At 68.6% G+C, this 18,428-nt stretch carries 17 protein-coding genes; 5 read left to right on the top strand and 12 right to left on the bottom strand.

Going from position 1 to position 18,428, the window contains the following annotated elements; genetic code table 11:
• Positions 1 to 75: 75 nt before the first annotated feature.
• The 6 genes from N5K27_RS06920 to N5K27_RS06895 form a co-directional block, all read right to left on the bottom strand.
• On the bottom strand, positions 76 to 1,383 hold the full coding sequence (locus N5K27_RS06920) for an MFS transporter (RefSeq protein ID WP_087839799.1): 1,308 nt from the start codon (positions 1,381 to 1,383) through the stop codon (positions 76 to 78).
• A gap of 8 nt (positions 1,384 to 1,391) precedes the next feature.
• Positions 1,392 to 2,636 (bottom strand): MASE1 domain-containing protein, encoded by a 1,245-nt coding sequence (locus N5K27_RS06915; RefSeq protein ID WP_087839798.1) that lies wholly within the window; start codon positions 2,634 to 2,636, stop codon positions 1,392 to 1,394.
• An 83-nt stretch (positions 2,637 to 2,719) separates the two neighbouring features.
• Positions 2,720 to 3,163, bottom strand: a complete 444-nt coding sequence (locus N5K27_RS06910) for a copper resistance protein NlpE (protein WP_087839797.1) — start codon at positions 3,161 to 3,163, stop codon at positions 2,720 to 2,722.
• A gap of 99 nt (positions 3,164 to 3,262) precedes the next feature.
• The gene (locus tag N5K27_RS06905; RefSeq protein ID WP_279815410.1) at positions 3,263 to 4,894 is read right to left on the bottom strand and encodes a sensor domain-containing diguanylate cyclase; all 1,632 of its coding nucleotides are present in this window, start codon (positions 4,892 to 4,894) and stop codon (positions 3,263 to 3,265) included.
• Positions 4,895 to 4,981: 87 nt separating this feature from the next.
• On the bottom strand, positions 4,982 to 6,151 hold the full coding sequence (locus tag N5K27_RS06900; RefSeq protein WP_279815408.1) for a D-alanyl-D-alanine carboxypeptidase family protein: 1,170 nt from the start codon (positions 6,149 to 6,151) through the stop codon (positions 4,982 to 4,984).
• Between the two features lie 3 nt (positions 6,152 to 6,154).
• Positions 6,155 to 7,951 (bottom strand): chloride channel protein, encoded by a 1,797-nt coding sequence (locus N5K27_RS06895; RefSeq protein ID WP_279815407.1) that lies wholly within the window; start codon positions 7,949 to 7,951, stop codon positions 6,155 to 6,157.
• A 71-nt stretch (positions 7,952 to 8,022) separates the two neighbouring features.
• On the opposite strand from N5K27_RS06895, the gene N5K27_RS06890 reads away from it, so the two are divergent.
• A complete protein-coding gene (locus N5K27_RS06890; RefSeq protein WP_087839795.1) occupies positions 8,023 to 8,484 on the top strand; it encodes a MarR family transcriptional regulator in 462 nt (153 codons plus the stop codon).
• A gap of 12 nt (positions 8,485 to 8,496) precedes the next feature.
• Here the strand turns inward: N5K27_RS06890 and N5K27_RS06885 are convergent, their stop codons facing one another.
• On the bottom strand, positions 8,497 to 9,417 hold the full coding sequence (locus N5K27_RS06885) for a LysR family transcriptional regulator (protein ID WP_087839794.1): 921 nt from the start codon (positions 9,415 to 9,417) through the stop codon (positions 8,497 to 8,499).
• A gap of 119 nt (positions 9,418 to 9,536) precedes the next feature.
• Between N5K27_RS06885 and N5K27_RS06880 the strand changes: the two genes are divergently transcribed.
• Positions 9,537 to 10,511: a tripartite tricarboxylate transporter substrate binding protein gene (locus N5K27_RS06880; RefSeq protein WP_279815404.1), complete on the top strand. Its 975-nt coding sequence runs from the start codon at positions 9,537 to 9,539 to the stop codon at positions 10,509 to 10,511.
• A gap of 41 nt (positions 10,512 to 10,552) precedes the next feature.
• Positions 10,553 to 11,077, top strand: coding sequence for a heme-binding protein (locus N5K27_RS06875; protein WP_279815402.1), 525 nt, complete (start codon positions 10,553 to 10,555; stop codon positions 11,075 to 11,077).
• A 22-nt stretch (positions 11,078 to 11,099) separates the two neighbouring features.
• Here the strand turns inward: N5K27_RS06875 and N5K27_RS06870 are convergent, their stop codons facing one another.
• Positions 11,100 to 11,846, bottom strand: coding sequence for a GntR family transcriptional regulator (locus N5K27_RS06870; RefSeq protein ID WP_087839792.1), 747 nt, complete (start codon positions 11,844 to 11,846; stop codon positions 11,100 to 11,102).
• A 207-nt stretch (positions 11,847 to 12,053) separates the two neighbouring features.
• Between N5K27_RS06870 and N5K27_RS06865 the strand changes: the two genes are divergently transcribed.
• Complete coding sequence (locus N5K27_RS06865) at positions 12,054 to 13,115, top strand: aromatic ring-hydroxylating dioxygenase subunit alpha (protein ID WP_279815401.1); 1,062 nt, start codon at positions 12,054 to 12,056, stop codon at positions 13,113 to 13,115.
• A complete protein-coding gene (locus N5K27_RS06860; RefSeq protein WP_279815399.1) occupies positions 13,112 to 14,278 on the top strand; it encodes an ABC transporter substrate-binding protein in 1,167 nt (388 codons plus the stop codon). The genes N5K27_RS06865 and N5K27_RS06860 overlap by 4 nt, the downstream gene beginning before the upstream one ends.
• 26 nt (positions 14,279 to 14,304) lie before the next feature.
• On the opposite strand, the gene N5K27_RS06855 is transcribed toward N5K27_RS06860, so the two are convergent.
• The 4 genes from N5K27_RS06855 to N5K27_RS06840 form a co-directional block, all read right to left on the bottom strand.
• Positions 14,305 to 15,381, bottom strand: coding sequence for an aromatic ring-hydroxylating dioxygenase subunit alpha (locus N5K27_RS06855; RefSeq protein WP_279815398.1), 1,077 nt, complete (start codon positions 15,379 to 15,381; stop codon positions 14,305 to 14,307).
• 106 nt (positions 15,382 to 15,487) lie between these two features.
• Positions 15,488 to 16,420: a LysR family transcriptional regulator gene (locus N5K27_RS06850; RefSeq protein ID WP_279815396.1), complete on the bottom strand. Its 933-nt coding sequence runs from the start codon at positions 16,418 to 16,420 to the stop codon at positions 15,488 to 15,490.
• A 33-nt stretch (positions 16,421 to 16,453) separates the two neighbouring features.
• On the bottom strand, positions 16,454 to 17,623 hold the full coding sequence (locus N5K27_RS06845) for an ABC transporter substrate-binding protein (protein WP_279815394.1): 1,170 nt from the start codon (positions 17,621 to 17,623) through the stop codon (positions 16,454 to 16,456).
• A gap of 157 nt (positions 17,624 to 17,780) precedes the next feature.
• A complete protein-coding gene (locus tag N5K27_RS06840; RefSeq protein ID WP_165963354.1) occupies positions 17,781 to 18,380 on the bottom strand; it encodes a MarR family transcriptional regulator in 600 nt (199 codons plus the stop codon).
• Between the last annotated feature and the right edge of the window lie 48 nt (positions 18,381 to 18,428).

Genomic DNA, 18,428 nt, shown 5'->3' with positions numbered 1-18,428 from the left:
ATACGGGACAGCCCTAGCCCGGTCCTTCTTGTCATATAGACAGCGCGGTCCGATGGGCCGCCCCCCAGGCACGGCTCAGGCGCCGCTGCGCGAGGTCATGCGCGTGGCGGCCGCCAGGAAGCGCGAGAACCAGGATTGCTGGACGGGATGGACGACCGCGCGCAGCGCGCGGCTGTAGTCCAGCGTCAGGCCGGGGGTCCAGGCCATGACCTGGGCGCGCTGGCGCACCTGCGCGGCAATCCACAATTCGGGCATCAGCAGGGTGCGCAGCACCTGCCGCACGCTGCGGCTGCGGTCGTCCAGCACGCCGTCCAGGGCGGACTCCAGCGCGTACGAGACCGAACTGGAGCAGTTGCGCCGCGTGAGGTTATAGATTTCCTGGTCGCGGTAGCGCTGCCAGAAGGCCTGGAGTTTCCCGTAGTCGTACCGCTCGAACCTGACCTGCCAGTTCGACGGACACCAGGCCTTGGACTCGGTCGCGTAGTCGGGCTGGAACTTGCCCGGCACGTCGTTTTCCTTGACCGCCTTCAATACGTTGAAGAACTCGGAGGGCGAGCGGTCGATGTCGACCGCGGGATACAGGCTGATGTAGGTCGACGGCGGCACTTCCATGGCGGCATGTCCGGTCGATATCACGCCCTGCACGTCGACGGCGGCGATGTAGCGGTTGAATACCGGCCGCGACACGGTCTTGTCCTTGGCCGAGCCTTCGGGGGTCCAGACGTGGACGGTCAAGGGGCCCGCCGGCGCCGGCTGCCGGGCAGGCGGCGGGCTGGCGCCGGCCCCGCGCAGGTCGGCCGGCGCCAGCAGGTCGAACATGGATGACTGCTCGCTCAGCTTGCGGGCGCGGGCGGCCACCCGCATGGTGTTGATGCCGGCGACCAGCATGGTGACGCCGATGAAGTAGGAGACCGTGCCGGCGTAGTGGGTGGGATAGGGCTGGAACAGGAACAGGCCGAACAGGACCTGGGCGCAGCCGCCCAGCACGGACAGGCGCCAGCGGTCGTAGCGCAGCACCCAGGCCGAGGCGATCTGGAACACGCCCAGCACGAAGTAGGCCAGGCCCAGGATGATGGCCAGCAGCAGGTTGCTGATGGAGCCGCCGGCCAGGATCAGCAGCGCGACCAGCAGGAAGATGCCGCCCTTGAAGGCCAGCACGGCCTTCTGGGCGCCCATGCCGCTGCCGGCGACCGTCAGCGTGACCAGGCTTTCCACCAGCAGCAGCGCGCCGAAGAGCGTCAGCGGGAAGTAGCGCGCGCCGTCCACGCCGTCCAGGGTGATGACCACGCCCAGGGCGGCCCAGGCGAAGCCGATCAGTAGCAGCAGGTGGATGTTCCTGCGGACGAAGCCGGCGCCGAACAGAAGCAGGGCAAGCTGGATCATGGTTTCCCTTATGCGCCGTGGTGCGGGGTGGGCAGCCGCCAGCTGCCGATGATGAAAGCGCCGTCGGGCCCCATCATGGCCCCCCGGTTCAGGTCGACGACCGTCGTCCACTGATCGGGCGCGGTCGCCAGGCGGAAGGGGAAGGGGCGCTCCAGCCCCGGCGTCCCGTCGGCGGCGCGCAGGCGGTCCCGCAAGCCCTGGCGGTCGTCCGGATGGACCTGCCGCAGCACTTCATCCAGGGTCCCGGGGCCGGGGCGGGCGTCGGGCGGCGCGTCCCAGACGATGGTGCCGGAGGCGAGATCCAGCCGGTACAGGGTCTCGCGGCCGCCGGTGCCGTCCGCGCCGGCCGTGCGCGGGCGCCGGATGCCACGGGTCAGCACCCGCACGAAGACCTGCAGCATGGCGACCGACACGAGATAGCACTGGGCAAGCAGCAGGGGCTCGCCCGGCAGGAAGCCGCGCAGGAAGAAAGGGCCGCGCCCGGCGTTGGAGTGATAGATGACGATGGCCGCCATGGTCAGCACGGCCAGCGAACCCATGCGGTTGCCGCCGCTGAGCGTGGCCACGGTGGCCAGCGCCAGCGGAATGCAGGCCAGTCCCAGCAGCAGCGGCGCCTCGGACATGGACGGGCGGTGCACGCCGAACACGTACCAGGTCATGGCCGCCAGCAGCAGCCACGCGGCAATGCCCACGGTACGGCCGATGGGACCCGGCGGCGCCTCGATCGTGCGAAAGCCCATGAATCCCATCAGCACCGAGACGCCGAACAGCACGCCGGTCACGGTGGCGGCCCACCATATCCACGCCAGGTCGGAGACGGCTTCCCACAGGACTTCGTGCTTGATCAGCGCCAGTCCCGCGCTGCCGCAAACCGCGGCGACGGCGCTGACCACGAAGGTGACGGCCACCCATCCGAGCACCGCGTGCAAGTCGTCCCGCCCCTGCGCATAGCGCTGCGACAGCCAGGCGATGCCGAGCGTGGAGGCGAGCGACAGGCCGGCGAGCCAGGCCGAGGGGATGAGGGGATGGCCGGTCAGTGCGGACAGCGCCAGGTCGGCGGCGAACAGCGCGGCGGTCAGGGCCGCCCAGGCCGCGCGCGGCATGGCGAAGAAGGCGGCGACAGCGACGCCGGCGGGGAACCAGACGAAGGACACCTGGGTGACGGGATCGTCCAGGGCGAACGACAGATAGGCGCAGGCCACGTAGAGCGCGGCCCAGAGCGCGATGCGTCCAAGCAAGCTGGCAAAAGACATGGCGGTTCCCGGTGGTTGTTCTTGTGGCCGTCGAAGCGGCTCTGCCCAGGCGAAAGTATAAGGACAAACGATGACACGGCCGCTTAGCGGCCGGTATTTTCCACCTTCTGCAATTCATGGTTGCCGGCCAGCGGCCCCTGGGGACGCGTGCCGTCCATGTAGAGCTGGATGAGCCGTCCCTCGGCCACGAAGTACTGCCTGCCGCCCGCGGCCTGGTCCAGGGTGATGCGGGTGCCGTCGGGCTGCCATGTGAAGCTGCCCTCGACGCGGTCGACGCGCGGCTGGCGGTCGAGATACTGGGTCTCCAGCTCGTAGCGGCCATCCTGGCGCAGCGTGAGCCGGGTCCGGATGCCGGGGCAGTCGGCGCAGGGCAGCGTGCCCTCGTAGACGCCGTCCCAGTCCAGCGCGTTGCGGGCGTTGTGCCCGTCGACGACGGGGCTGGCGGCTGGCGTGTCGTGTTCCCTGGACGGCGTGCCGCAGCCGGCGATGAGCACGGCTGCGAGGCATGCGAAGGCGGCGGTCTTCATGATGGCTGCTCCGGTTGCCGGCGCCCGCGCGAGGCATGGCGCTTCCCGCCAACGGTAGCAGGCGACGGCGGCCGCGCCGGCAACCGGATGTAAGAAGGATCAGAACAGCGAGCGTTCCGGGGCGCTGTCCTGGGCTTCAGGATCGAGCACCGCCTGGTTCCTGCCGCGCGACTTGGCGGCATACAGCGCCGCGTCGGCGCGGCTGATCAGTTCTTCCAGCGAGGTGCCGGAGTGCGGGAAGACCGCGATGCCCGCCGAGGCGCCTACCTGGGGCGAGACGCCCGGATAGGGTTCGGACAGCACCGCCACCAGGCTGTTGGCCACGGCCTCGGCGGCGGCCGGGCCCGCGCCGTCCAGCAGCACCATGAACTCGTCGCCGCCGTAGCGCGCCACCACGTCCGAATGGCGCACGGCGTCGGCCATGCGGCGCGCGGCGATCTGCAGCACGGTATCCCCCGTGCCGTGGCCATGGACGTCGTTGACGGTCTTGAAATGATCGAGGTCCACGGCGACCAGGGCCAGCGACGCCCGGGACCGTTGCGCGGCGGCGATCGCGCGCCGGGCCAGTTCCGCGAACAGGACCCGGTTGCTCAACTGGGTGAGCGGGTCGTAATAGGCAAGCTGGCGGGCTTGCTCGAGCGTACCGGCGGCGTGCTCGATGGCATCGGCCACGGCCGCCGTTTCCTTGAAGTGTGGTGGCGCCACGCTGACACGGTGGCCGGCGCCCAGCGCCAGGGCGGGTTCCACGAGGTTGCCTACCGCCTGTTCGATCCGGCGCGCCAACTGATAGGCCAGGCCCAGTCCGAACAGGATGGCCAGCAGGCCGCCGCCCGCCACCCAGGCCATGGCCCGGTATAGGTCGGCGGTGAAGGCCGCGGCGGGCGCCCCCACGGCGACGGTCCATTGGGTCGTGGCCAGGCGGCTGAACGCCGTCAGGACGGGAATCCCCTCCTTGGTCAGGCTTTGCAGCGTACCTTCGCGTTCATGGCGCACGGCGTCGGCCAGCGAGGACACGGCCCGCTGCCCGACGAAACGCGCTTCGTCGCGGGTCCGTCCCAGGATGGTCGCGTCGCGGTCGAGCAGGGCGGCCACCCAGCCTTCGCCCAGGGCGTGGCGGGTCATCAGGGCGCTTAGGCGGTCAGAACCCAGGTCGGCGAAAAGCAGATAGCGCGCTTCGCCGTCGATCAGGACGGGTACGCCGACGATGATGGTGAGGCCCCGGCCCTCCCGAGGCGGCCCCAGCCTTGCAACGAGCGGATGGCTGCCGCCGCTGGAGACCTGGGGCAGGTCGGGTAGCCTGACGGGCGGCGGGAGGACGCCGGGATAGGGCTCCGAAGTATCCAGCACCTCGTTGCCGCGGGTGTCCGTCAGGACGTAGCGGTCGATGTCCTGGTACTTGAGCGCTTCGATGGCCCGCTGGTGGAACGAGGCCAGGTCCGCGCGCACCAGGTCGGTGGAGCTTGCCAGCACGCGCAGGCCGGAGCCGATTCCTTCCACTTCCTGGTCCAGGTCGGCGGCCAGGCTGCGGGCGGCCAGGACGGTGGTTTCGTAGATGCGGGTCTTGCGCAGCGCGTAGGTCTCGTACACCGCGAGGCCCGCCACCAGCGTGGCGGGGAGCGTACAGACGACGACCAGGGCAAGCAGGCCGATGCGTATCGAGATCGTTCCGCCGCGCCGGGCTTGGCCGGCCGGCGTATCGGACGGAGGGGACTGCGCTGGAACGGATGTCATCTGCCATGGAGCGGGACCGCGAGGCCCGCTGCCTTGTTTTTGCCCAGCCTACCATGCGGGGCATCCGCTGCAAAATCCGTGCGGGCCTCAGGCGCCCAGTTCGTGCAGCCACAGGCGCAGCCCGTCCCAGGCGCGTCCGAACCACGATGCCGCCGGCACCGGCTGGAGGGCGACCAGCGGCAGGCGACGGGCCGGTTCGCCGTCGACGCGCACCTCGAGTTCGCCCACGCGTTGTCCCGCCGCCAGCGGTGCGATCAGGGGCGAGGCCGGATGCAGGATGCGCTCTATCCGTGCTCCCGGGCGCACGGTAATGTAGGTGTCGCGCTGGAACCCCATGGGCACGGCCGAGCGCGCGCCTTTCCAGACCCGCGGCGAACCGACCGCGTCGCCGCCCGCGTAAAGCCGCACCGTTTCGAAATTGCGGAAACCCCACTCCAGCAGTTCGCGGCTCTGCCGGGTACGGTCGCGGTCCGAGGCGGTGCCGACCACGACCGAGATCAGCCGCCGCTGGATACTGCCGCTGGCGCGCCGCGCGGTCGCCACGAGACTGTATCCCGCCGACTCCGTATGGCCCGTCTTCATGCCGTCCACGCTGGCGTCCAGCCACAGCAGGCGGTTGCGATTGGGCTGCGTGATGCCGTTGTAGGTGTACTGCCGGGTGGCATCGTAGGTACCGGCCAGGTCGGGAAAGTCGCGCACGATCCGGGCCGCCAGCACGGACAGGTCGCGCGCGGTCGAATACGTCTGCGGATCGGGCAGGCCGTGCGGATTGGAGAAGTGGGTCGAGGCCAGGCCCAGTTCCCCCGCCTCCTGGTTCATGCGTTCGACGAAAGCCTCGACCGAGCCGGCGACGCCCTCGGCCAGCGCGATCGCGGCATCGTTGCCCGATTGCACCAGCAGCCCGTACAGCAACTCGTCTATCGTGGCCTGCTTGCCGGGTTCGAGGAACATGCGGGAGCTTCCCGGCGCCACCTTCCAGGCCCGCGTCGAGACCGTGACCCGCGTGTCGCGGCCGACGGCATGGTCGCGCAGGGCCTGGAACACGACGTAGGCCGTCATCATCTTGGTGAGCGAGGCCGGCTCGATGCGCTTGTCCGGATCGTGCGCGCCCAGTACCTGGCCGCTGGTCGCATCCAGGAGCAGCCAGGCGCGGGCGGGCAGCGCAGGAACGGGGACGGCGGCGGGCGAGGGCTGGGCGTGGGCGGCGGCGATGCAGAGGGCGCAGGCCAGCGCCGCCACCATCTTCGAGATGGGCATGTCTTATCGGATGTCGTGAGTGGACTGGCGACCGGTGTCCGCGCTCCATCGGAAATAGGCCATGCGATCGCGCTCTTCAGCCAGGCGCAGCGCTCGCAGCCGCAACAGGTCCTTGCGGCCCACGAGCCCCACCAGCTTCCCGTTGGCGCGGTCGACGATGGGCACCCGTCCCACGCCGGCGAGCGCCATGCGGTCGGCCAACTGGCTGGCGAGTTCGTCCGGATAGGCGACCAGAAGTTCCCGGTCGGCCAGCAGTTCGCCCATGGGCTGGTCGCGGTTCTCCTGCTCGACCGTCCAGGCCAGGCTGTCGGCGCGGGTGACCTCGCCCACGACCACGCCCTGCGCATCGACCACAGGGTAGCTGGTGTGGCGGCGCTCCAGCGTGGTGAAGTGTTCCACCGCTTCGCCGACCGTCATCGAGGCCGGCAGCGTTTCCACCTGCCGTGTCATCAGGTCGGCCACCCGCACGAGATCGAACGGGTCCACATGATATTCGCGGGTGACGTGATGGCCGCGCCGGGCGATCTTCTCGGTCAGGATCGAACGCTTGAGCAGCAGCACCGTCACGCCGTAGGCGAACGCGCAGGCGGTAAGCACGGGCACCATCACGCCGAAGTTGCCGGTCAGCTCCACGGCGAACAGCGTGGCGGTGAGCGGCGCGCGCATGGTACCGCCCATCATCGCCGCCATGCCCAGCAGGGCCCAGAAGCCGGGCGAGGCATCGGGCATGATCGGCGTCGCCAGGGCGCCCAGCGCGCCGCCGAAGATCAGCAGCGGGGCCAGCACGCCCCCTGACGTGCCCGAACCCAACGCCACGGCCCAGATGACGACCTTGACCGCCAGCAGGAGCAGTACCGCGTGCAGCGCCAGGTCGCCGGCCAGCAGGTGACGGATGTTGTCGTAGCCCACGCCCAGGGCGGCCGGTTCGATCAGGCCGCCCAGCCCGATGACCACGCCGCCTATGGCGGGCCACCACATCCAGTGGATGGGAAGCTTGGCGAAGCCGTCCTCGGCGGCGTAGACCAGCGTCGTCAGCACGCCCGATCCCAGTCCGGCGGCGATGCCCAGCGCGGCGAAGGCGGCCACGTGCGCGGCCGAGACGTCGACCGCGCCGGCATAGGGAAACAGCGGCGCGCCGTCCATCACGAGCGGGCGGACGGCGGCAGCGACCACGGCGGCCACCGCCACCGGCAGGAAGCTGCGAGGCTTCCATTCGAACAGCAGCAGCTCCACCGCCAGCAGCAGCGCGGCCACCGGCGTGCCGAAGATGGCCGTCATTCCGGCAGCGGCGCCGGCCACCAGCAGCGTCTTGCGTTCGGCCGAACTCATGTGGACCATCTGCGCCAGCAGCGAGCCGATGGCGCCGCCCGTCATGATGATCGGCCCTTCGGCGCCGAACGGGCCGCCGGTGCCGATCGACACCGCCGACGACAACGGCTTGAGCACCGCCACCTTGGGCTGGATGCGGCTGCGGCCGATCAGGATGGCTTCCATGGCTTCGGGAATGCCGTGGCCGCGGATCCTCTCGGAACCGTAGCGCGCCATGAAGCCGATGATGAGGCAGCCGAGCACCGGCACGAACACCGTGGTCCAGCCCAGCGGCGTGCCGGCGATGGGCAGGTCTTCGAGCGACAGGCGGCCGTAGTAGGCGAGGTTGGTGCACAGCGTGATCAGCCGCAGCAGCAGCCATGCGGCGCCGACGCTGCACAGGCCGATGGCGGCGGCCAGGGCCATGAGCAGCAGGACTCGGCGGTCGGTCGTGAAATCGCCGAGCCGGGTAGAGGGTACGGAATGAGACATGATGAAGAGGCAGGGAAGGGGCGCCCCGGGCTTGGGATCGCCATATATATCGTACCACGACATATATTAGAATGCCCCGGGTGAAGAAGACCGCTTCCTCGTCGCGCGCCGCGCGGCCCAGCCTGTCGACGGCCGACTATGCGCTGCTGGCCGAGTTCCGCTATGCCTTGCGCCGGTTCATCGCATTCAGCGAGGACGCGGCGCATGCCATCGGCCTCGCGCCGCAGCAGCATCAGGCGCTGCTGGCGATAAAGGGCGCGCCGGGGCGCGACGGACTGTACGTGGGGGAGATCGCCGAGCGCCTGCTGATCAAGCCGCATTCGGCCGCGGAGCTGGCCGGACGGCTGGTGCGCATGGACCTGGTCGCGCGCATGGCGGACCCCGAGGACGGACGCAAGGTCCGGCTCGTGCTGACCGCGCATGCCGAGCAACTGCTGGAGGAGCTGTCGGCGGCGCACCTGGAGGAATTGCGCGCGATCAAGCCCTTGCTGACCCGGCTGCTCGCACGCTTCGACGACGGCGAGACGGACTGAACGGCGTCCTTGTCAATCCCTGGCGGACGCGCGCCGCAGCCGCCGGATGCCGGCGTGTCCCAGGACGAACTCCATGAAGGCCTGCGCCGCGGGCGAGACCGCCACGGTGGCGCGGTGCACGATCGACACCTCGCGCCGCACGACCGGGTCCTGCAAGGGCTTCCAGGCGATGACCCGCCGGTCGGCCAGCGCGGTCGCGTAGCCGGGCACGATGCCCACCCCTTGTCCCGCGGAGACCAATCCGATCAGCGTGCCGACGTAGGTCGCTTCCCCCGCCGGATCGAGCGCCAAGCCCGCCGCATTGCAGCCCCGCTCGGCCAGCTCGCGGAATACGCTGCCGCGCGGCAGCGTCAGCAGGCGCTCCTGTTCCAGCCGGCGCCATGGCAGGCGCCGCGCACGGGCGAACGGATGGTCCACCGGAAATATCGCGACCAGTGATTCCTCGAATAATTGCGTGTGCCGCAACTCGGCCTCGGTGCGCCGGAACGTTCCTATGCCCAGGTCGGCCGCGCCGCTGCGGACCTGCGGCAGCACCTCGTCCGGCAGCGAGTCCTTCAGGACGAGCTCGATGCCGGGATGGGCGGCCCGGAAGTCCGCGACCAGCGGCGGCAGCAGGGTGCCGGACAGCACGAGCGGCGCAGCCACGACCACGCGCCCGCGCTGATGAGCCACCCACTGGTCGACGTTGGCGATGGCATGGCCGATGTCGTCCAGGATGCGCTCGGCGCTGGCCAGGAATTCGCGGCCCACGGCCGTGACGTTGACGCTGCGCGTGGTGCGGTCGACCAGCCGCGTTCCCAGTCCCGTTTCGAGTTCGCGTACCAGCAGGCTGAGTGCCGACTGCGTGACGTGCATGGCGTGGGCCGCCTTGGTGAAGCTGCCGAGACGCGAGACCAGCACGAAGGCCTGCAACTGCCGCACCGTCAAATTCATGAGATCAGCTCATTTCTGAATAAGAAATATTCGTTTGAATTATAAGTGAGCCGATCGTGTAATACGGCCATCCATCATGAGAGTGGCCGGGCGGACCGGCCCCGGTCCAGGGAGACACGATGAATCACCGCACATGGCTGGCCGCGTTCTGCGTGGCCGCATCCGCGTGCGTGCCGGCGGCGGCCGGCGCGCAGGACAAATACCCTTCCCAGCCCATCCGGGTCCTGGTCGGCTTTCCGCCGGGCAGTTCCACCGACGTGGGTACGCGCCTGGTCGCCGGCAAGCTGGCCGCGGAGCTGGGCCAGAGCGTCGTGGTCGAGAACCGGCCAGGCGCGAGCAGCGACATCGCCGCGCGCGCCGCCGCCAATGCGCCCGCCGATGGCTATACGCTGTTCGTCGTCACCATCGCCAACGCCATCAACTCGAGCTCGCGCAATCCCGACCTGGTGGACGTGGTCAAGAGCTTCGCGCCGGTGGGGCTGGTGGGCAACGTGCCCAACGTGCTGGTCGCGCACCCGTCCCGCAACCTGAAATCGGTGGACGACCTGATCCGCGCCGCCAAGGCCCGGCCCGGCGGCATCACCTTCGCCTCGTCGGGCAATGGCACCTCGCCGCACCTGGCGGGAGAACTGTTCGCCAGCAAGGCGGGCGTGCAGTTGCTGCACGTGCCCTATCGAGGCAGTTCGCCGGCCATGGCCGATCTCCTGGGCGGGCAGGTCGCCATCATGTTCGCGCCCGCGTCCACCGCGCTGCCGCACATCCAGTCCGGCAAGCTGGTGGCGCTGGCGGCGGCCAGCAAGGACCGCATCGCCGCGCTGCCCGACCTGAAGACCTTGTCGGAGCTGGGGTTGAAAGACTTCGACACCTCGGTCTGGTTCGGCCTGGCGGCACCGGCAGGCACTCCCGAGGTGGTCGGGCGGCGCTTGTCCGCGGCCATCCAGTCCGCGCTGGATACGCCGGACCTGCGGGCGCAGTTCCGCGCGCAAGGCATCGAACCGGTCAAGGCCGGTCCCGAGGAAACCGCCCGCTACATCCGGGCCGAGGTCGACAAGTGGGCCGAGGTCATGCAGGCGGCGGGCGTCAAGCTGGAATAGCCCCACGCGGGCCTCATCATCACCACAGGAGCAAGACAAGCATGGCAAGAATCCAACTGGCCGAATGCCGGGAGTTCATGCGCGCGGCGCAGGAAAAGGCGCTGGAGATGGGCGTGCCGGTGTCGATCGCGGTCGTCAGCGCCGAAGGGCACCTGATCGCGCTGGAGCGCATGGACGACGCGGGCTTCATCACCCCCGACACGGCGCGCGCCAAGGCCTATACCGTGGCGGCCTTCCGTTCCATGAGCCCGCGCTTCCAGGATGGACTGCTCATCCAGCAATGGTTCAAGGAACGCAATCCGCAGATGCTGATCAATGCCTCGGTATTCACCGGCGGCCAGATCGTCGTCTCCGGCGGCTGCGCGCCCGTGTTCAAGGGCGACGAGATGGTGGGCGCCTACGGCATCAGCGGCGCGACCTCCGACCAGGACGAAGTCATCGGCCGCTACGCGCGCGAGAAGGCCGGCTGGGCGCACAAGCCCGCCACCGACGACACGCCGGAGGACGTGAAGCGGCACATCAACGAAATCTACGCCAAGGTGGGACTGGGCGACCGCGCCCTGTAGACAGCCGCGGCCGCGCCCGCCTTCAGGTCCGGCGGGCGCGCAGCGCCGCTTCCAGCCCGCCGGGGAGCGTGCCCGGCTCCGGCAGGTGCAGCATCAGGTCGAGGTATTTCCACGTCGAGCGCGAATGCTCGATCATCAGCGCCTGTGCGCGCGTGCCTTCCCGATTCTCGATAGCGTCGACGATGTTGCGGTGCTGCTCCTGCGCGCCGCGCAGGATGTCCCGCACGCCGGCCTTCGCCGACGCGGGAACGTCGGTGAACGAGTTGTTGACCGAGAAGGGAATGGCCACCAGCCGCTCGAGCGCCCGGGCCACCATGGGGCTTTGCGCGGCGCCGCAGATCAGTTCATGCAGCCGGTCGTTCAGGACGACGTAGTCGTTCTGGCGCCCGGCGACATCGGACGATCCCACCACCGCATCCAGTTCTTCCAGGCATTCGTGCATGGCCTTGAGGACGCGCGCCGGCGCGCCTTTTTCGGCGGCCATGCGCGCCGCCATGCCCTCCAGCGTGCCGCGGATCGAGATGGCGTCGAACACATCGTCTTCCGTGAAGCTGGACACCACATAGCCGCCCGAGGGCTGGAGGGAGATCAGTCCTTCCTCGCTGATGCGCTGCATGGCGGCGCGGGCCGGCGTGCGCGACACGCCGAAGGCGTCGACCAGCGCCTGTTCCAGCACCCGGTCGCCGGGTTTGAGCTTGCCTTGAACGATCAGGCCGCGCAGTCCGTAGACGGCTCTTTCTGTTTGCGACAGGTTGGGATCGATGTCCATGTGAGAGCGGGAGGCAGGGAAGCGGCAATTATGGTCCAGAACCTTCGTTCCTCATTCTTCGGATACGTTACGTATACAAAAATAGGGGTTTATGCGTAATAAATAAGCAAAAAATTGTTTTATTCAAATTTTACGTATACGCTGATTGGAAAATGAAGAACATGATTCCGTAAAAAAGTTTCCTCATCGTCCGCCAAAGGAGGCGAAATGTTCGTCAAGAATGCCTGGTACGTTGCCGCCTGGGCGAGCGAGGTGGAGGCCGCGCCCTTCCCCCGCACCCTGTGCGGTGTTCCCGTCGTGCTGTTCCGGGATCCGGGCACGGGCAAGGTGGCTGCCTTGCTCGACCGGTGCTGCCACCGCGGCACGCCCCTGCGGTTCGGCCAGGTCGTGCCGGAGGGCCTGGAGTGCGGCTATCACGGCATGGTGTTCGACGCGGCGGGCGCCTGTGTCCGCATTCCCGGCCAGGCCTCGATCCCGCCCAAGGCCAGGGTGCAGTCGTTCCCGGTGGTCGAGCAGGACGAGCTCGTGTGGATATGGCTGGGCGAGCCGGAGCAGGCCGATCCCGCCCGCATCGTCTCCTACCCCTTCCACAACGATCACGCCGTCTGGCCGCACAAGTGCCAGGTCTATCACGTCAAGGCCAGCTCCATGCTGCTGGTGGACAACCTGATGGACCTGACCCACCTGGCCTTCGTCCACAAGAACACCATCGGCGGCAATCCGAAGGCGCACGTCGAGGCCAGGATGACCGTCACACCCACTGACGACGGCCTGCACTTCATCCGCTGGCTGATGGACTCCGCACCGCCTCCTACCTACACCAAGGCGGTGTCCCTGGCCGATCGCATCGATCGGTGGATGGAGTTCCAGTACATCGCCCCTGGCACGGTGCTGCAGTGGACCGGCGGCATAGACAGCGGCAAGGGCGCGGTGGAAAACCGCAACCAGCCGGGTTTTTCGCTGCGCATCTTCCACGGGCTGACGCCGGAAACCGAGACTACCTGCTTCTATTTCTGGTCGGCGGCCAACGGTTATCGCCAGGACGACCCCACCGCGACCAATGCGCTGTTCCACGAGATCGACACGGCGTTCCGCGAAGACAAGGCCATCGTCGAGGCCCAGCAGGCCATGTTGACCGACCGCGGCGAACAGGGCCTGATCGACATCGTCTCGGACGCGGCCCGTATCCACATGCGGCGCGCGGTCAAGCGGATGATCGCGGCGGAAACCCAGGCCGAAACCGGCCACCCCCCAGGAGCAGGAGCATGACCATGCACGTATCGCGATCCCTCGTTCTGGCCGCGCTGTTCGCCTGCGGCGCAGCCGCCGCGGCGCCGGTGAAGATCGGTTTCCTGTCGACCTTCTCGGGCCCGGGCGCGGCGCTGGGCGCCGACCAGTACGACGGCTTCATGCTGGCCGTGGACCAGGAGAACGGCCGGCTGGGCGGCGTCGAGGTCAAGGTCCTGCGCGAGGACGACGAGATGAAGCCGGAGAAGGGCGTGCAGATCGCGCGCCAGCTGCTGGTGCGGGACCAGGTCCCCATCGTGACCGGCATCGTGTTCTCGAACGTCATGATGGCCGTGCATCGGCCCATCACGTCAGGGAAGGTCTTCCTGGTCGGCTCCAACGCCGGCCCGACGCCGATCACGGGGAAGGGCTGTTCGCCCTTTTTCTTCTCCACGTCGTGGAACAACGACCAGTTGCACGAAGCGGCCGGCGAACTGGTCAACCGCATGGGCTTCAAGCGGGTCTATCTGCTGGCGCCCAACTACCAGGCGGGCAAGGACGCCATGGAAGGGTTCAAGCGCACCTACAAGGGCGAGATCCTGGGCGAGGCCTTCAGCCGGGTGAACCAGCCGGACTATTCGGTGGAGATCTCCAACCTGGCCGCGGCCAAGCCGGATGCGGTCTATACGTTCTACCCGGGCGGCATGGGAGTGAACTTCACCAAGCAGTACCAGCAGGCCGGCCTGATGACGAAGATCCCGATGATCTCGGTCTCGACCATCGATGGCTCCACGCTGCCGGCCCTGGGCGACCTGGCGCTGGGCGCGGTCACGAGTTCGCCCTACGCGCCGGATCTGGACAATGCCGCGAACCGCGAGTTCGCCGGCGCCTTCCGCAAGAAGTACGGCCGCGAGCCTTCTCTGTATGCGGCCCAGTCCTACGATGCCGCGCGCCTGATCGCCTCGGCGCTGCGCCGCACCGGCGGCAATGTCGAGGACAAGGCGGCGTTCCGCGCGGCGTTGAAGGCGGCGGACTTCCAGTCGGTGCGCGGGTACTTTGCGTTCAACACCAACCAGTTCCCGATCTCACCGTTCTACCGGGTGGACGTGGTCAAGGGGGCGGACGGGAAGGCGGCACTTTCCAGCAAGGGGGTCATCTTCGAACGCAGCCACGACTCCTTCGCGCAGGAGTGCCGGATGGATTGAGCGGCCCGGCCGTTCTGCACGCGTCGTCACGAAGGAGAACTGACGCGGGAAAGCGCTTCGCCGGTTCGTGCCGCCGCGCGTTCCCGCTCCGCCATGCGTGCCAGCACCTGGCGGGTCAGCAGCGAGCCGGCATCGAAGGGAACGCTGACCACCCCATGGGCCACCGCGCCGTCGCGCAGGCGGTCGTGCAGGGCCTGCTGGGCTTCCAGCGCCACCACGTCCTGGTCCGCCACTTCCCGCGCGCCGCGGTCCATGCGTTCGAGCGTGGCCGGATCCACCCCTTCCCATTCCAGGGACACCCACGACCAGTAGTGCGTGGCGCCGCAGCCGTCGGGGGTCATGAAATGGGTAGTCGAAAAGGGGTAGCGTTGCTCCGGGGCCTGCGAAGCCCAGACGGCCTGGCGGATGCAGACGGCGGAAGGCGCGTGGAATTCGAAGCGCTGGTCATGGTCCATGGGCGCACCCAGGGGAAGCCCCATCACGTCCGACCACAGCGGTGGCGTGCTGGATTCGCGCATGATGCGCGTGCTGACCACCGTGTCGCCGTGCTCGCGCGCGCGGGGAATGACGCGGGCCAGTTCCGGGTGTCCCTGCTGGTCGTGATGGACGTAGGGCACGTGCGAGAAGTCCAGCAGGTTCTCGATCAGCAACTGATAGTGTGCGCGCAGGTGGGCGTAGTACGAGACCTTGGCCGAACCGTCCAGCCAAGGACAGGCGGGTACCAGCGCGGAATCGGCAAGCGCGGGATCGCCCGGCCATATCCACAGCATGTCGTGGCGTTCGATCAGCGGGAAGCGCTGGACGCGCGCATCGCGCGGAATGCGCGGGGACGAGGGGATGTGGACGCATGCGCCGCTGCTGTCGAACGTGAAGCCGTGATAGCCGCAGCGGATGTCGTTGCCCACCAGGGCGCTGCGCGACAGGGGAAATTGCCGGTGCGCGCAGGCATCGAGCAGGGCGACGGGCTCACCGGCCTCGGTCCGGTACAGCACGACGGGCGTTCCCAGCAGATGGCGCCCCAGCAGCGTGCGGCCGACCTCGGCCGAGGTGGCGGCGGCATACCAGGCGTTGCGGATGAGGGGAGAGGTGGACGGCGCGGACATGGCGGTATTTCCGTGGACGTTGGAAAGCCATCACGCTACCGGCGCGCCGCCGCCGCGGCCAACGAATAGTGGAAATACCCCGGATTCCCGCCGCAAATGCCCGCGCTCACGCGGGCGCGGCGCCGCCGTCCTGGAACAGCTCGGCAATGGTCCGCCGCAGCCAGGCGTGGCCCAGGTCGCGGTGGAAGCGTTCGTGCCACTGCTGGGTGATGTCCACCAGCGGCGCATCGAACGGCAGCGGCAGGAAGCGCACGCCGGGACTGCCCGCGCAGGCCTGCGCCAGGCTGGCGGGAACGGCCACCAGCATGTCGGTGCCGGCGATGATTTCCGGCAGGCCCAGGCCATGAGTGACCTGCAGCACCACCTGGCGGCGCAGGTTGTGCTCGGAGAACAGCTTGTCGATGACGTCCTCGAAGAACGCGTGGCTGCCCACGGCGGGGCGGTACACCACGTGTGGCGCGCGCATGTACTGCGCCAGCGTCATCGGACCGCGTATGGCGGGATGGTCGGCTGCCGCCATGCAGACGTAGTGGTCGCTGAACAGTTTCTGGCGGTAGAAACCCGCCTGGAAATGCAGGAAGAAGCCCAGCGCGAGATCGATCTCGCCCGCGGCCATCAGCCGCGGCGCATCGCGGGGCGAGGCCTGCAAGGTGACCAGTTGTATGCCCGGGGCCTCGCGCCGCAGCCGACCCAGCAGCCGGGGCAGGAAGACGCGCTGGCCGGTGTCGCTGGCATACAGGACGTACTGGCGCTGCGACGCGGCCGGCACGAAATCCTCGCGGTCGTCGATGGCTTGCCGGATCCTGTCCAGGCCCTCGCGCAGGGACGGCGCCAGGCGTTCGGCCATCGGCGTCGGGCTCATGCCCTGCGCGGTCTTGATGAACAAGGGGTCGTCGAAGGCGGCGCGCAGCCGGCGCAGTCCGTTGCTGACCGCCGACTGCGTCAGGCCCAGCTCCTCGCCGGCCAGGGTGGTGCTGCCGGTGCGCAGCACCGCGTCGAAGACAAGCAGCAGGTTCAGGTCCAGGGTATTCAGGTTCATGGCCCGGCAGCTGCCTTCAGGGCATGTCCGCCGTCAGCGCATGGTACATCCATCGTGGTAGGCGTCCTGGACTCCCTTCATCGGGGTTTCCACCGTCTTGAGGGCGACCTGGTGCTCGCTGTCGCGCACGACCTGGAACACGTGCAGGTCCTGGATGGGGAAATGGTTGTTGCCGAACTTGAAGTTGCCGCGCACCGAGTCGAAGCGGGCCGCCTTGAGCGCCGCCATGAAGGCGGGCTTGTCCGCGACGTTGCCCTTGACCGCGCCGATCGCCGCATCCAGCAGCCGGGCCGCATCGTAGCTGGTGGCGGCGTATTCCGATGGCGTGCGGCCATAGGCTGCCTCGAACGCGGACACGAAGCGGCGGTTTGCCTCGGCTGGCAGGTCGGGGCCCCAGGTGCTGCCCAGCAGCACGCCCAGCGCCGCTTCGCGCAGCGCGGGCAGCGACACGCCGTCGACCACCGCGACGGACATCAGCGGGATGCGGTCAGCCAGCCCTAGCTGGCGGTACTGGCGGACGAAGTTCACGCCGGGGCTGCCGGGGTAGAACGCGAAGACCGCATCGGGCTTGTGGGCCGCGACGCGCGACAGTTCGGCCGAGAAATCGAACTGGTCGAGCGGCGTGTGGATCTCTTCCACGACCTCGTTCTTGAAGTAGCGGCGGAAGCCGGCCAGCACGTCCTTGCCCGCCTGGTAGTTGGGCGCCATCATGACCACGCGCTTGTAGCCGCGCTGCGTCGCGTACTTGCCCAGCACTTCGGCCTGCTGGTCGCCCTGGCGCGACACGATGAACTGGTAGGGCGAGCACTTGTCGCCGGCGATCGGCGAAGGTCCGGCATTGGTGCCGATGACGAAGACCTCCCGCCGCGTGGCCAGCGGCTGCACCGACATCATGATGTTCGAGAAGGTGATGCCGGCGATGATGGGCACCTTGTCCTTCTCGATCAGCTTGCGCGCCACCTGCACCGCCACGTCGGGCTTGAGTTGCGTGTCCTCCCGCAGCACCTCCACGGGGACGCCGCCCAGCTTGCCGCCGGCCTGCCGGATGCCCAGCATGAAGCCGTCGTACATGTCCTGGCCGAGGCCGGCCTGCGGGCCGGAGAACTCGCCCAGGAACCCGATCTTGACGGGGGCCTGGGCGAAGGCAGGCAGGGTACAGGCGGCGGCCAGCAGCGCGGCGGCCGGAAGGACTTTCAGGGGCATCATCGTCTCCATCGTTCTGGGCGGCTCGCGGCCGTTCTTCCAGGCCCGCGCGGGCGGGCACCGGCCAGGAGACGGTATCACCGGGGTCCGGGCGGAATCTAACGAATAGCGTAAATACCCGGCATTTACCGGCGAAATGCGCGAGATGGCGCCGGGCCTATCCGCGAGCCAGCAGCGCCGCCAATTGCTCGTGCAACTGCTGCAGCCTGGCTCGTTCGACCAGCAGGAGCCCGCGGGTCTCGATGCCGTCCCCGGCCTCCTGGCGCGGTGATGCCGGCTGCCCCGACGCGGCTTCTTCCCGTGCCAGCATGGCCTGGGAATGGGCAGTCAATTGCGCGACGCATTCGAGGAACACGCCACGCCGGGCGGCGGACAGCCCCTCCAGCCATTCGGCGTTGCGCTCGACCGCATCGGCATGGATGCGCGCGTGCATGTCCACGCCCTGCGGTGTCAGAAGGAGATAGAACGAACGCTTGTCGGCAGGGTCGTCGCAGCGTTCCAGCAGCCCGCGTTCTTCCAGCTTGGCGACCAGGCGGCTGCCATGGCTCTTGTCCAGTCCGAGTTCGGCGCACAGCCGGCGCAACGAGATGGGCGCCTGCGCGCCGACGATGCCCAGGACATGACACTCGACGCTGCGCAGCCCGAAGCGGCGCTGGTGCCGCAGTTCGTTGCGGCTGGCCACGAGCGCGGCCAGCATCTCGAGCTGGAAGGCCGGCAGGGTCTTGAAGGATGCGAGCTTCTTCTTTGCGGCGGGCATGGCTGGGGCGGGAAGGCGAAACGCCAATGATAGGGGCGGCCGCGCGCG

Origin of the sequence: Pigmentiphaga sp. GD03639, assembly GCF_029845405.1 — a bacterium.
In the GTDB taxonomy this organism is placed as follows: domain Bacteria; phylum Pseudomonadota; class Gammaproteobacteria; order Burkholderiales; family Burkholderiaceae_B; genus Pigmentiphaga; species Pigmentiphaga daeguensis.
The sequence above is the reverse complement of the archived record's forward strand: the minus strand, read 5'-3'. Positions and strand labels throughout refer to the sequence as shown.

Coding starts and splice junctions, on each gene's coding strand:
- N5K27_RS06895 (WP_279815407.1), bottom strand. CDS start 7,951: ATGTCTCATTCCGTACCCTCTACCCGGCTCGGCGATTTCACGACCGAC.
- N5K27_RS06850 (WP_279815396.1), bottom strand. CDS start 16,420: ATGAACCTGAATACCCTGGACCTGAACCTGCTGCTTGTCTTCGACGCG.
- N5K27_RS06870 (WP_087839792.1), bottom strand. CDS start 11,846: ATGGACATCGATCCCAACCTGTCGCAAACAGAAAGAGCCGTCTACGGA.
- N5K27_RS06910 (WP_087839797.1), bottom strand. CDS start 3,163: ATGAAGACCGCCGCCTTCGCATGCCTCGCAGCCGTGCTCATCGCCGGC.
- N5K27_RS06890 (WP_087839795.1), top strand. CDS start 8,023: ATGCCCCGGGTGAAGAAGACCGCTTCCTCGTCGCGCGCCGCGCGGCCC.
- N5K27_RS06900 (WP_279815408.1), bottom strand. CDS start 6,151: ATGCCCATCTCGAAGATGGTGGCGGCGCTGGCCTGCGCCCTCTGCATC.
- N5K27_RS06905 (WP_279815410.1), bottom strand. CDS start 4,894: ATGACATCCGTTCCAGCGCAGTCCCCTCCGTCCGATACGCCGGCCGGC.
- N5K27_RS06840 (WP_165963354.1), bottom strand. CDS start 18,380: ATGCCCGCCGCAAAGAAGAAGCTCGCATCCTTCAAGACCCTGCCGGCC.
- N5K27_RS06875 (WP_279815402.1), top strand. CDS start 10,553: ATGGCAAGAATCCAACTGGCCGAATGCCGGGAGTTCATGCGCGCGGCG.
- N5K27_RS06920 (WP_087839799.1), bottom strand. CDS start 1,383: ATGATCCAGCTTGCCCTGCTTCTGTTCGGCGCCGGCTTCGTCCGCAGG.
- N5K27_RS06865 (WP_279815401.1), top strand. CDS start 12,054: ATGTTCGTCAAGAATGCCTGGTACGTTGCCGCCTGGGCGAGCGAGGTG.
- N5K27_RS06885 (WP_087839794.1), bottom strand. CDS start 9,417: ATGAATTTGACGGTGCGGCAGTTGCAGGCCTTCGTGCTGGTCTCGCGT.
- N5K27_RS06880 (WP_279815404.1), top strand. CDS start 9,537: ATGAATCACCGCACATGGCTGGCCGCGTTCTGCGTGGCCGCATCCGCG.
- N5K27_RS06860 (WP_279815399.1), top strand. CDS start 13,112: ATGACCATGCACGTATCGCGATCCCTCGTTCTGGCCGCGCTGTTCGCC.
- N5K27_RS06915 (WP_087839798.1), bottom strand. CDS start 2,636: ATGTCTTTTGCCAGCTTGCTTGGACGCATCGCGCTCTGGGCCGCGCTC.
- N5K27_RS06855 (WP_279815398.1), bottom strand. CDS start 15,381: ATGTCCGCGCCGTCCACCTCTCCCCTCATCCGCAACGCCTGGTATGCC.
- N5K27_RS06845 (WP_279815394.1), bottom strand. CDS start 17,623: ATGCCCCTGAAAGTCCTTCCGGCCGCCGCGCTGCTGGCCGCCGCCTGT.